The following is a 12,423-nucleotide window of genomic DNA, read 5'->3' as shown; positions in this document are numbered from 1 at the left end:
GGCCGGCGAACACCGCCGCTGCCCAACCCACCCCCCTTTTCCTTCTGCCCCCGGAGGCCCTGTGTTCCCGCACACCTGACCTCCGCCCGGCGTGGGCCACGAGCGGCAACTCGCACCCCACCCCGAGCCCCGATACCGCCCACCACCAGCCGTCCCCCTTCCACCGCATACGCGGACACCAGACGGCCGGAACCTCACCCCTCTGAGAGACCTTCCGTGACACACCCATGCCCTGAACCACCGGACATCGGGCCACCGGTCCCCGCCCGCCGTACGGGAGGCGAGACCAGGTGAAGGGGGCAGCCGCCGCCGTCGGTGTGTTCTGCCTCTCCCCTCTCCTGATCGCCGGTGTCGCCGTCGTCGCCGCGGCCGGCAGCGGCGCCGCGATCACCATCAACTCCTGTGTGCCCAGTTCGGACATCGACACCGCCGCGGTGGCCAAACAGGTCGCCGCGATCCTCACCGGCGAGAGCGTGGACACCAACATCCGCATCGAGGGCCTGGAACTGCCCGACGAGCAGATCCCCCACGCCAAGACGATCGTCGCCACCGGCCTTTCCATGGAGGTGTCCGAGCGGGGGCAGGTCGTCGCGCTGGCCACCGCGCTCCAGGAGTCCCGGCTCCGGAACCTCAACTACGGCGACCGGGATTCACTCGGCCTGTTTCAGCAGCGTCCGAGCCAGGGCTGGGGAACGCCGGAGCAGATCCGCGACCCTGTCTACTCCAGTACCAAGTTCTACGAGGGACTGCTGAAGGTGGCGGGGTGGGAGTCGATGACGATCACCCAGGCCGCCCAGGCGGTCCAGCGCTCGGGATACCCGGACGCCTACGCCCAGTGGGAACCGCTCTCCCGCGCCCTCCAGAAAGCCATCGTGGCGGTCCTCCCCGACCGGGGCGAAGGATCCGACGAAACGCCAGGTCAGCCCGCCGAGGGCTCCACCGAGTGCGTACCCGGTGAGGATGGCGGCGGGTTCGGGCCGATCCCGCCCGGCACCGTACCTGCGGGGTATGAGATACCGGAGGATGCCGACCCGCGGGCCCAGAAGGCGATCCGCTGGGCGATGAGCCAGCTCGGCACCCCCTACCAGTGGGGCGGCTACTGCACCGACCCGCGCGGCCCCGACCCCATGGGACGGTGCGACTGCAGCTCGCTCACACAGCAGGCGTACGCCGCCGCCGGCGTCACCCTCACCCGCACCACATACACACAGGTCGAAGAAGGCAAAGCCGTCTCCGCCAAGACCCTGCGGCCCGGTGACCTGATCTTCTCCCGCGGCACCGCCGCCCGTCCCGAACACGTCAGCCTCTACATGGGCTCCGGACTGCTGATCAACGCCCCCCGCACCGGGACCGTCGTGCGCATCGAGCCCGTCGCGGACACCAAGATCCTCACCGTCCGCCGCGTCCTCTAACGCTCTTCCCCTCTTCCCTTCCGCTCACAGTCCCACAGGTCAACGGCCTGTGTACGCAAGGAGTCCCGTCATACCCATGTCCGTCTCCGACCGTGTGGCCCATCTCGCCTTCGACCCGGGTATCAAGCCGGCCGACGGTGGCCTCCCCGGTCTGGATGTCCTCAAGGACGTCGTCAGCAGCATCAATCTCTTCGGCATCGTGGCCGTGGTCGGCGCCCTGGCCGTCTCCCTCGGTGTGTGGGCCTGGGGCCACCACTCCGGCGGTCACCAGGCCGAGTCCAACGGCAAGAAGGGCGCCCTCGTGAGCGCCGGCGCCGCGCTCGGCCTCGGCGCCGCGAACGGCGTGGTCGAGTTCTTCAGCAACCTGGGGACCCAGGTCAACTAATGAACCGATCCCGCACCCCCGTGCTCCACCGCCACACCGGCCACTGGTCGCCCCGCCGGCGGATCACCGCCGTCGCGGTCGCGATCACCGTGCTGGTCGCGCTCGCCGCCCTCGTCGCCTGGACCACCGGCGACCAGGACCAACACCGTGACACCACCCCCGCCGCCCCGGCAAGCAGTACCCCCGCCACAAAGGACCACCCCGGCTCGGCACCTGCATCGGGGACGGGTTCGGTGGCGGCCCCGCCCCGGCTCGACGATCCCCTCGCCTACGCCCGGGCCGCCGCCGGGATGCTCTGGTCGTACGACACCCGTACCACTGGCCGTGACCAGCAGCTTGCCGGGATGCGCGGCTGGATGTCCCCGGAGACCAAGTACACCGACTGGCCCGGAATCCGGTCCCAAGTGCCGGATCCGGTGCTGTGGTCGCGGATGCGGGACAACGCCCAGCACGCCACCGCCACAGTCTCCACCGCGAAGTTCCCGTCGGCGTTCAAGCAGGCACTGGCCGAGGACCCGGCCGCGCTGACCGAGGCGTACATCTACGCGGTCACCGTCACCGGCAAGCAGACCATCGGCTGGAAGGACGGCGGGGGCGGCGCGGAGGACCGTGCGGTCACTCTCGCCGTCCAGTGCCGGCCGAGCACGTACTGCGGTCTCGTGTCGATCGCGCCCCGCGTTGCCCCTTAGCCCACTGACCTGACAGATAAGGAGGTCCCGTCAGTGGACTTCTGCTCCCTCCCGGTCGCGGACAAGATCTGCGACGCAGCCGACGCGATCGACTTCGTCACCGATCCCGGCAAGGCCATCACCGAGGGCATCGGCAACTGGATCGCGAAATCATCCGGCGAACTGGCCGCGGCCGCAGCCGAGCTCGCGGCCGACGCCGTCAACGCAACCACCAGCATCGACCTCAATGCCGGATGGTTCCGCGACAACTACGAACTCCTGCTGCCCATCGGCCTCGTCGTCCTCGTGGCGACGTTCTGTGCCCAGCTCGTGCGGGCCGCGATGAAACGCGACGGCCAGGCCCTCAGTCAGGCGTTCACCGGCACGGCCAGCGGCGTGCTGTTCGCATTCACCGCCATCGCCCTGACCACGGTCGCCATCGAAGTCGTCGACGCCCTCTCGGACGGACTCTTCAGAGCCGCGAACACCTCGGTCGAGGACTCCGTACGCCGTATGGTCAAGGTCAGCCAAATCGGGGCCCTGTCCGGACTCGGCTGGCTGGTGCCCACCTTCGCCGCGCTCGGAGCCGCCGCCGGCGCGTTCCTGTACTGGTGCGTGATGATGGTCCGCAAAGTCGGAATCCTGGTGCTGGTCACCCTGGCGGTGTTCGCGGCGGCCGGAGGGGGCTGGGAAGCCACCCGCAGGTGGCGGCGCGGCTGGATCGAGGCCACCGCCACCCTCGTCGTCTCCAAGCTGGTGATGACGGTGATCTTCCTCCTCGGCGCGTCCGCCATGGGCAACACGGACCCCGAGGACGGTATCGCCGCTCTCGCCGACGTCATGGCCGGCATCGTCATCATGTGCCTCGTCCTGCTCAGCCCCTACGCGACGTTCAAGTTCGTGCACTGGGCGGCCGAGGGCACCGACGGCGAGTCGATCCACCGCGCCGGCGGCGCCGGTGCCCAAGTCGCCCGCCAGTACACTGAGCAGGCCGCGCGGAAGGCCGCCGCGACGGCAGCGACCGGCGGAGCCGGAGCAGCAGCCGGTGGTGCCGCGCCGCAGGGACCCGACGTTCCGGAGTTTCCCGGCGACATCGCCTCCACCTCCATGCCCACCAGCGGTGACACCGGCGGAGGCGGGACAGACCAGGCCGGGCAGGACAGCGCCAGCAGTGGTGGAACCGGCGGCCTCTCGCCCGGCGTCGACACCGCGGTCCAGGCTCTGGAGAAGGCGGTACGGTCCGCCACCAGCGACCGCCGCCCTGGAGAGTCCGACCCCACCGGCGCCCAGCCCGGGCCCAGAGCGACCGAGCCCGCCGTGAACACCCGCGCTCCCGGTGAGTCCCTGCCGGGGACTGGTGCCTCGTCGCCGCCCCCGCAAGGCGCCCCGCCCGCACCGGAGGACACCGCGCGTCCCTCCGGTCCGTCACCTACCGGCGACTAGCCCCTCGCCTCACATGCGGCCGGGGGCGGGACAGCACCACCTCTGGTGTTCCGCCCCCGGCGCTCCGCCCCATGTCCGCCCCGCGTCTCCGGAACGGTTCCCCCCTTTGTCTGATGCTGTCGCCCCGCTTACGGTCAAGTTCCCGCACCGCTCCCGGCGCGGGATCCTCCTCGGGCTGTCCCTGCCCCAGCTCCTGCTCACCTCCGCCGCGCTCGCCCTGCTGATGGTCACCGTGGTGTCCACCGGACTGACCGGCGCCGCGGCTCTCGCCCCGGTGTGGGCCGCGGTCGCCGCCCTCGTCCTGGTCCGCCGCCGGGGCCGGTCCCTGATCGACTGGGCACCGGTCGTCCTGCGCTACGCCTACCGCCGCCGTACCGGACAGACCCTGTGGCTGGCCCGGCCGGTCTCCCGGCCCCGCCAGAACGGCGTCCTCCACCTCCCCGGCACCAACGCGTCCCTCCGCGTCGTCACCCCGCACGGCTCCGAAGCAGCCTCCGTCTACGACCCCCACCGCCGTACCCTCACCGCCATCGCCCGCGTCTCCAGCAGGGCTTTTGCCCTCCTCGACCCCGCCACCCAGAACGCCAACGTGAACGGCTGGGGCCGCGCGCTGGCGAGCATCTCCCGCAACGGGAACATCGCGGCGGTCCAGGTCCTGGAGCGCACCGTCCCCGACTCCGGCGACACCCTCGCACGGCACTGGACCCGGCGCGGCCAACCCAACACCCCCATAGCGGGACAGGTGTATACGGACCTCGTCGCTGCGGCCGGCCCGGCCGCCGCTCCGCACGAGGCGTACCTCGCGATCTCTCTCGACCTGCGCGCCGCCAAGCGGTTGGTCTCCCAGGCCGGCGGGGGTCTGCCGGGGGCGTTCACCGTGATGGAGCAGACCACCGCCTCCGTCGCCCAGGCCGTCCGGAATGCCGGGCTGACCGTGACCGGCTGGCTCACCGCGAACGAGATCGCCGCCGTGATCCGTACCACCTACGACCCGGCCGCGCTCGCCCGCCTCCAGCAGTGGTCCGACAGCGGGAAGGCCGAGGCAGACCCCGCCGCGGCCGGGCCCGTCGTCCAGATCGAGGAACACGACCGCGTCATCACCGATACGGCCCGGCACGCCACCTACTGGATCGAGAACTGGCCCAGGACCGAATCGTCCCCCGGGTTCCTGCACGGGCTGATGTTCTCCGCCGGAGTCCGACGGTCCCTCTCCCTTATATATGTGCCGCAGAAGCTGGAGGCGGCGCTGCGGGATGTCCAGCGCACCAAGGCCAGCATCGTCGCCGACGCCAACGAACGCAGGAGGCGCGGCATGGTCGACTCCGAAGCCGACAGCGTCGAGTACGCCGACGCCAAGCAGCGGGAGCGGCAGCTGATCGCCGGACACGCCGACGTCGACCTCACCGGACTCCTCACCGTCTCCGCCGAGACCGACGCTCTCCTCGACGCCGCCTGCGCGGCCATTGAGACCGCCGCCGGATCCGCCCAGGTCGACCTCCGCCGCCTGGACTACCAGCAGCCCGCCGCCCTCACCACCAGCGCCCTCCCCCTCGCCCGCATCGCCCTGTGAACGCCACCAGCGCGCCCGACGAGCTCGCCCCGGAGATCCGGAACCTGACCAGCCAAGTCCTGGAACTCCGGCTGATCCACGAGGCGGAGCTCCGCGACACCAGTGACGAATACCGCGCATACGACGACTACACGGGCTGAGACGAGAGACGTCTGAGGTCGCCGAGCAAGCGATCCCACCGCACACCACCCCGCCGCGTGCTTCCGCCCTACACCTGGCCTTCGGCCGTTAGGACACCTTGACCACACCCTCACCCCCGGATGGGCTGCCGTTCCTGCGTGCCGCGACCGCCGGTCTGCGCCACCACATCCGCACCGGCGCGGACCGGCCCGCGGACCGGGCTCATCTCGACACCCTCCACGCCCACCTCACCGCGCTCCACCAGCTCCTCGACCGGCTCGCCGGGACGACCCGGCCCCCGCACCCGGCTGCGGGCCGCCTCCTCTCCACCGCCCACACCCACCTGTGGCAGGCGAGCAGCGCGGTCCACGACGCCTTCCACACCCTCCCCACCAGCACCGACAGCACCTCGGGTGCCGCCTGCGACCCCAAGCGGCTGCCGAAGGGTCCGCCGTTCCTGACGATCTGCCACCGGCACCTCGCCACCGGCCACGCCGTCCGCCGCAAGACCACCCCCGCCGACCACACCCGCGCCTCGTGAGCGGACAGCACCGCCGAAAGGGAACCCTCCCGATGTCCCACCGGCCCGACCGTCGAGCCCGCCGAGCTTCCGCCAGTCCGCTGTTCACTCCGCACGGCGCCGACCGCGCCGGCCGCCGCAAGGCCCGCCGCCAGCTCGCCGAAGCCACCGCCAAGGCCCGAGACCGCGCCACCGCCCACCCCGACGGAACCGTTCCGGTCGAGGAGCCACTGCCCGCACCTCTCTATGGGCTCGCCGGACGGCCCGGGCCCGCCTCGGCCCGCGGATCCCGGCTCAAGCTCCCCGCACACCGTATGACCACCGCCATCGCCTCCGGCGCGTACCCGTTCCTCGCCGAGGGCGGACTCGGCGCCGACGGCATCTACATCGGCCGCGACGTCCACGCCGAAGCCGCCTTCTCCTTCGACCCGTTCACCCTCTACGGCCGCGTCGAAGGGTTCACCAACCCCAATGTGCTGCTCGCCGGGGTGATCGGACAGGGCAAGAGCGCACTCGCCAAGAGCTTCGCGCTGCGTTCCATCGCTTTCGGCTACCGGGTCTACGTCCCCTGTGATCCGAAGGGTGAATGGACGCCGGTCGCCGCCGCGCTCGGCGGCACCTCCATCGCCCTCGGCCCCGGCCTCCCCGGACGGCTCAACCCCCTCGACGCCGCACCCCGGCCGGTATCCGTGCCGGAGGAGGAGTGGACGGGCGAGATCCGCAAGCGTCGCCTTTTGCTGCTCGGCTCGCTGGCGCGGACGGTCCTCGGCCGTGACCTCGCACCGATGGAACACACCGCGCTCGACGTCGCCCTCGACGCGGTCGTCTCCCAGGCCGCCGCCACCGGGCGGACCCCGCTCCTCGGCGACATCGCCACCACCCTCAACAACCCCGGCCTCCTCGACATCGCCGGCGGGGCCATGTCGGGGCGCCTCGGCGACGCCGCCCGCGACCTCGCCCACGCCATGCGACGCCTCGTCCACGGCGACCTCGCCGGCATGTTCGACGCCCCCTCCACCGCTGTCTTCAACCCCGACTCGCCGATGCTGACCATCGACCTGTCCCGCCTCGGCGGCTCCGGCGACGACACCGCCCTCGTCCTCGCCATGACCTGCGCCTCCGCCTGGATGGAAAGCGCACTCACCGACCCGAACGGCGGACGACGGTGGATCGTCTACGACGAAGCCTGGCGCCTCATGCGCCACCCCGGGCTCCTCCAGCGCATGCAGTCCCAGTGGAAACTCTCCCGCGGTCTCGGCATCGCCAATTTGATGGTGATCCACCGGCTGTCCGACCTGCTCACCGCGGGCGACGCCGGATCCCGCGGACGCGCACTCGCCGAAGGACTCCTCGCCGACTGCTCCACCCGCATCATCTACCGCCAGGAAAACGACCAACTGCAGGCTGCCGCCAGCCTCCTCGGCCTCACCACCGTCGAAACCCAGGCGATCGCCCACCTCAACCGCGGACGCGGCCTATGGCGCGTCGCCGGACGGTCATTCATCGTTCAACATCTTCTGCACCCGCACGAACGAACCCTGTTCGACACCGACGCCCGCATGCACTAGAACCCCGCCGGACGAACAAGCCCCCGGCACCCCGAACCGCCCGGACAACCCACGGTAAACCCGCAGACACCGACACCACACCCAGCCCTGCCAAGCCTGATCACACCGCCACAGGAGCACAACATAGAATCTCACCCCACCACCTCCCTCCTTCCGCCGCTCGACGAGGACGACCTCGCCGCCCTCGCCCAGGACATCGGCGACAACGGACTGCTGCAGCCCATCGTCCTGGACAGTCACGGACGAATTCTCGACGGCCGTGGACGGCTCGCCGCCTGCGAACAGGCCCACGTCGAACCGGCCTTCATCACCTATGAGGGCAACGACCCCGACATCTACGTCCTGTCCGTCAACCTCCGGCGCCGCAGCCTCACCAAGGGTCAGGCCGCGATGATCTCGGTCAAGGCCCGTTCCCTGGGGGAACAAGAACGCTGTTCCTCCAGGGAACAGACCGCGCGTTCCCTCGGGGAACAGCTCGGAGTCGCCGTCGCCGTCATGGGCCGGGCCGGCATGGTCCTCCAGCACGCCCCCGATCTCGTGGACCCGGTCATCGCCGGCGCCATGGGACTGAAAGAGGCGTACGCCACCGCGCAGGAGAACAAGGCCAAGGCCAACAGCGCCGAGGTGCAGCTCGCCCGCCTGCGGGAGGAGGACCCCGAACTGGCCGACCGAGTCATCGAGGGCGACCTGACGCTCGCCGGGGCGTGGGCCGAGCGCACCGCGCGGGTCGAGGAGGACAAGCGGCAGCGCCGGGTCGCGACCCGGCTGCTGGAGGAGATCGTGCCACCCCTCGCCCAGGCCCGCGGAACCCGGACCTTCAGCCGCTACGACCCCGCATTCGCCTCCGGCACACCCATCACCCGCGAGACCATCGCCCACGCCATGACCGCGCTCACGGAAATGGACCAGATCTGGCAGGAGCGTGACCTCCCCTGATACCCACCACCGCACACGCCCGTCTGCAGCACCTGGTCGAGCAGAGTGCCGTCGAACTCACCGACGCCGACGGACGCTTCCACAAGCGCCGTCTGACCGACGCGGTCCGCGAACAGCTCACCAGCGAAGACCTCGACACCCACGTCAAGGCCGCGGCTCTCGACCGGCTGGCCCAGAGTCTCGTCACCGGCTTCGGTGAACACCGAAACCCCCGGCGCCGTCGCACCGGAACCCTCTTCCACCCCCGTGACCTGGTGAAGCTCGGCACCGGGGTCTGGGTGTGGATGGACCGGGCCACCGACTCCGACCTCCTGGAATGGTCCCGCCTCTCCCGCCGCAACCGGTCCCGCGTCGACCGAGCGGACGACGAGGTCCAGGACTACGTCGACCAGCGCATCGACGCCTTCCGCACCCACACCGGCATCGTCCACCTCGGCGACCTCGAACGCAGCGCCTTCGGCTGGACCGACCACGAGCCCGAAGAGCCCGGCCTCCGGACGTCCTGACCAGCACCCGACCCCCGCCCCGCCCCCGTAAGAACTTCGCGGTGGCGCCCACCCGGGACCGGCCGGTGTGATTCCCCGGAAGACCATGAACGAAGACTTCGCGCTCTACAACAACGCCGACCGTACCAGTGAGCAGATCAGCGCGGCCCGTCTCGGTATCCCTGCACGGGACGATCTGCTGCGCTGGGCGGACCGGGACACCGCCGCGTTCCTGACCCGGCACCCCCTGCCCGTCGAACCGCTCACCGCGCCGGACCTGGCCCCCTATCTCGCGGCCCTTGCCGAGGCCGGCAATCCGGCCGAAGCCCACGCTGTCACCGACCGGCTCCTTGACACCGTGGAACCCGTACTCAGCGCGGTGAGCGACTACCTGCTGGCCGCCGCCCAATGGCGCGGACAGCTCCGCAGTGCACCGAGAAATTCACCACCTCGCCTCTTGCGGGACGCCGCCAGCCACAGCCTGGCTGTCATGGCCACCACGGACGCGGCCGCTCTCTCGGCCCTGCGTTCCTTCTACTCTCCCCCGCCCGCACCACCGGCCCCACCCGCGCCGAGCCCGCCTCGCCCCGCAACCGGCCCCCCGGGGCCGCACCCCAGGCGATAGCCCATGACACCGACGCCTGTGCCCAATCGCGTCTCTTCGCGCCACGCCTGAAACGCCGCCGGTGGCCCCCAGCCCCAGGCAAGGGGGCCACCGGCCGGCAGTCCATCGCAACTTTCCGGAGAAGATCCCTGACGACCCGTTCGTTCATCGCCCGTCCCACACCCGACGGATACACCGGTATCTACGTGCACCTCGACGGCACACCCGCCTCCAAACTCCCCCTGCTCCTCACCGCCTTCCAGTACCGCTTCGGCCGGAATCTGACCGTCATGACGCGGCACCTCGTGGACGACGTCGCCGTCGGCTGGGACGAACTCGGCAGCGACCTCCTCCACGGTGCCCCGGTCCAGACCGTCACCCTCCTGACCGGCGGAGAGCTGTGGCCCAGCCGCACCCTCGACCACCTCATCACCCCGGACGGGTCACCACCGGTCCGTATGACGGTCACCGAAACAACGGCCGCCGACATGGACCTGCAGTGGGGCTACATCCTGCATCCCTACGGTCTCGAGGTCGTCGCCGTCACGGAGTACGAGCGCGGTCCTCTCGTCCGCTGGGACACCGACCCGCTGTCCACCATCAGCGACGACCCCGCCCACTGGGCACCCGGCCTCCCCGCCCCGGTCGCCGACCGCCGGCCCACACCCGCCCCCACCGCACCGCCGCCGACGGCCGACGGCGCCCCACAGCGCACCGCCCGCCGGTAAACCCTCCCCGATACGCCCTCCCACCGCCCTGGACCCCGTGTGCCTGCTGACCTGTACGAGGTGACTCCCCGCTATCTGGCGGCCAGTCCCCTCTCCGACCACCGCGAACACCTCGACGCGCTCGCCGCAAGCACCGGCTGGACCCTCACCACCGACGGGCCGACAACGGCCGTCACCAGCCCCTGCGAGCGCATCGTCCTGCGCCACGACCAGGCCGCCGAGGGCTTCCGGCCGCACCTGATCGTCACCGCCCACACCGGCCCCGGCGCCCCGGCCCGCTGGCGGGCCGACATCGCCGGCAACACCCCCGTCGAAATCCTCACCGCCCTCACCACCACCATCACCACCGCACTGGAGACCGACCCGGACCATCTCGTCTACGACATCGCCGCCACCCCTGAACCGCAGATCGCGCTGCTCGTCGACGGCGAGGACTGGGAGTTCGTCCACGGACCGGGCGTCGCCGGCATGAGGTCCACCGACGGATACGCCGCAGCACTTCAGCACGCACCGGACAACCCGGGCAAACCACAGCGCGACGACCCGGACATCGCCTGGCACCTCTTCGCGACCCACCCCGCAGGATCCCTGTGGAGTGTCTCCTTCACCCACGACACCCCCTTGTTCGTCGTCACCTCGGCCCTGGAGCAGACGCTGTCGTCCGAACCGTTGATCCGGTCGGCCGGGATCGCCCTCCACCCCGCCTTCGCCCCCCTGACCACAACCCGCCCCGTCCGCGCCACCAGGCCAGGCAGTACAGCGGCGGGTCTGCCTCCCGACACTCCGGGCCCCGCCCGGGGCAGCGCGAAGGCACGGTGAAGCGGAGAGAAGGACCTTGACCTCGCACACCGCCTCGACGCTGCCCGCCCGGATCACCCTCTCACTGCGTGATGGAGCCGAGATCGCCGCCGTCGCCACCGGCGAGCAGTACAAGTGGGCCGAAACCGCCCTGCGGGCCGCCGGATGGCAGCGGACCGGAAACGGGGTCTACACCCGCCCCGCCGCCGACCTGAAGGCAGCAGAGCTCGCGCTCACCACGCTGGTCCACTTCGCACGGCGGCACCGGGCCGCCGTCGTCACCAGTACCCGCCCCTACCTCGGCAACATCGCCGACACCATCGCCCACCAGCTCCCCGGACCGTGGGTCCCCACCGTCGAGATCTACAGCCACCCGCTCTGGCAGGAGGACCTGGTGCCGTGGCTGTGGGACTCCGGCGAACTCACCCGCGCCGTCCGAGCCGGACAGGTCACCCACGCCGCGAAGCTCACCAACGCAGCCGCGGGCGTCGACCTGCTGCTCGTCGAACGCCCCGGCCACCCCGCCGGGTATGTGATCGGCGCGTTCGCGTCCGACGGGTTCGACGACAACTTCGAGAACCCGTACTCGCCGGCGAGCATCGTCCTGCCCCAGGACCCGTACCGGGCCGCCGCCACGATCGTCGACCGGTACCTGCCCGCCTACCACCAGGCCCTGCGCACCCGCCGCAGCACGGTCGTCGCCTCCGCCCTGGCCCGGATCCGCGACGAACACACCGAACTCCAGCACACTGTCCCCCACCCCGGCCCGGCGGACGAGGACCGGTTCATCGACGTGGCCTGGTACGACGTCCTCAACATCGTCAAACACGCCCCGCCCCTCATCGAGCACAGCCGACGCGGCCCCCTCCCCCCGGAGGACTCGACAGCCATCACCGACCTCGCCACCGCCCTCTCCGTCGGCGCCAGGGTCGTGGACGGATGGCAGGGCCTGCCGAGCACCGCCCGGCACGCCCCGACGCCCGAAGGCGACATCCCCGATCTGAAAACCATACGCAACCGGACCATCCGCCCGGTGATCGAATCCGTGCTCGCCCACGGCGACACCCTCCTGCACCACACCCACACCAATGCCCCGGGCCGCGCCCCGGCCCCGGCACCCGCCACGCCCGCCCTGCCGCCGGCCCCCGCACCAGCCCGCCACCGTTGATCGTTAAGGACGTATCCC

The 12,423-nt window shown here is 71.1% G+C and carries 14 protein-coding genes; all 14 read left to right on the top strand.

What is annotated here, in order from left to right; translation table 11 throughout:
* The first annotated feature begins 290 nt into the window (after positions 1-290).
* The 14 genes from B7R87_RS26415 (at position 291) to B7R87_RS26355 (ending at position 12,405) form a co-directional block, all read left to right on the top strand.
* Positions 291-1,412: a C40 family peptidase gene (locus B7R87_RS26415; RefSeq protein WP_006345982.1), complete on the top strand. Its 1,122-nt coding sequence runs from the start codon at positions 291-293 to the stop codon at positions 1,410-1,412.
* Between the two features lie 76 nt (positions 1,413-1,488).
* On the top strand, positions 1,489-1,797 hold the full coding sequence (locus tag B7R87_RS26410; RefSeq protein WP_006345983.1) for a DUF6112 family protein: 309 nt from the start codon (positions 1,489-1,491) through the stop codon (positions 1,795-1,797).
* Entirely contained in the window at positions 1,797-2,486 is a 690-nt protein-coding gene (locus B7R87_RS26405) for a hypothetical protein (protein ID WP_006345984.1), read from the top strand. Before B7R87_RS26410 ends, B7R87_RS26405 begins: the two co-directional genes overlap by 1 nt.
* A 33-nt stretch (positions 2,487-2,519) precedes the next feature.
* Positions 2,520-3,908: an SCO6881 family protein gene (locus tag B7R87_RS26400; RefSeq protein WP_006345985.1), complete on the top strand. Its 1,389-nt coding sequence runs from the start codon at positions 2,520-2,522 to the stop codon at positions 3,906-3,908.
* Positions 3,909-4,014: 106 nt separating this feature from the next.
* On the top strand, positions 4,015-5,478 hold the full coding sequence (locus B7R87_RS26395; RefSeq protein ID WP_006345986.1) for an SCO6880 family protein: 1,464 nt from the start codon (positions 4,015-4,017) through the stop codon (positions 5,476-5,478).
* Positions 5,475-5,618, top strand: a complete 144-nt coding sequence (locus tag B7R87_RS26390) for a hypothetical protein (protein WP_157997808.1) — start codon at positions 5,475-5,477, stop codon at positions 5,616-5,618. The genes B7R87_RS26395 and B7R87_RS26390 overlap by 4 nt, the downstream gene beginning before the upstream one ends.
* A 98-nt stretch (positions 5,619-5,716) precedes the next feature.
* The gene (locus tag B7R87_RS26385; RefSeq protein ID WP_006345987.1) at positions 5,717-6,139 is read left to right on the top strand and encodes a DUF6238 family protein; all 423 of its coding nucleotides are present in this window, start codon (positions 5,717-5,719) and stop codon (positions 6,137-6,139) included.
* Between the two features lie 32 nt (positions 6,140-6,171).
* Positions 6,172-7,686 carry a VirB4 family type IV secretion system protein gene (locus B7R87_RS26380; RefSeq protein WP_006345988.1) on the top strand — a complete coding sequence of 505 codons (1,515 nt, stop codon included), beginning with the start codon at positions 6,172-6,174 and terminating at the stop codon, positions 7,684-7,686.
* Between the two features lie 390 nt (positions 7,687-8,076).
* Entirely contained in the window at positions 8,077-8,622 is a 546-nt protein-coding gene (locus B7R87_RS26375) for a hypothetical protein (protein WP_006345989.1), read from the top strand.
* A gap of 254 nt (positions 8,623-8,876) precedes the next feature.
* Complete coding sequence (locus B7R87_RS26370; RefSeq protein WP_006345990.1) at positions 8,877-9,128, top strand: hypothetical protein; 252 nt, start codon at positions 8,877-8,879, stop codon at positions 9,126-9,128.
* 85 nt (positions 9,129-9,213) lie between these two features.
* The gene (locus B7R87_RS33210; protein WP_040913814.1) at positions 9,214-9,732 is read left to right on the top strand and encodes a hypothetical protein; all 519 of its coding nucleotides are present in this window, start codon (positions 9,214-9,216) and stop codon (positions 9,730-9,732) included.
* 185 nt (positions 9,733-9,917) lie between these two features.
* Positions 9,918-10,439 (top strand): hypothetical protein, encoded by a 522-nt coding sequence (locus B7R87_RS26365; RefSeq protein ID WP_006345992.1) that lies wholly within the window; start codon positions 9,918-9,920, stop codon positions 10,437-10,439.
* Positions 10,440-10,478: 39 nt separating this feature from the next.
* Complete coding sequence (locus B7R87_RS26360; RefSeq protein ID WP_052704603.1) at positions 10,479-11,258, top strand: DUF317 domain-containing protein; 780 nt, start codon at positions 10,479-10,481, stop codon at positions 11,256-11,258.
* A 16-nt stretch (positions 11,259-11,274) separates the two neighbouring features.
* Positions 11,275-12,405 (top strand): hypothetical protein, encoded by a 1,131-nt coding sequence (locus tag B7R87_RS26355; protein WP_006345994.1) that lies wholly within the window; start codon positions 11,275-11,277, stop codon positions 12,403-12,405.
* Positions 12,406-12,423: the final 18 nt, after the last annotated feature.

The sequence above is a fragment of the Streptomyces tsukubensis genome (genome assembly GCF_003932715.1).
GTDB classification, from domain to species: Bacteria; Actinomycetota; Actinomycetes; order Streptomycetales; family Streptomycetaceae; genus Streptomyces; species Streptomyces tsukubensis.
This window is presented reverse-complemented; position numbering and strand designations above follow the sequence as displayed.

What these genes read in the sequence shown, in the direction of transcription:
- B7R87_RS26410 (WP_006345983.1), top strand. Translation starts at nt 1,489, where the DNA reads ATGTCCGTCTCCGACCGTGTGGCCCATCTCGCCTTCGACCCGGGTATC.
- B7R87_RS26380 (WP_006345988.1), top strand. Translation starts at nt 6,172, where the DNA reads ATGTCCCACCGGCCCGACCGTCGAGCCCGCCGAGCTTCCGCCAGTCCG.
- B7R87_RS26405 (WP_006345984.1), top strand. Translation starts at nt 1,797, where the DNA reads ATGAACCGATCCCGCACCCCCGTGCTCCACCGCCACACCGGCCACTGG.
- B7R87_RS33210 (WP_040913814.1), top strand. Translation starts at nt 9,214, where the DNA reads ATGAACGAAGACTTCGCGCTCTACAACAACGCCGACCGTACCAGTGAG.
- B7R87_RS26375 (WP_006345989.1), top strand. Translation starts at nt 8,077, where the DNA reads ATGATCTCGGTCAAGGCCCGTTCCCTGGGGGAACAAGAACGCTGTTCC.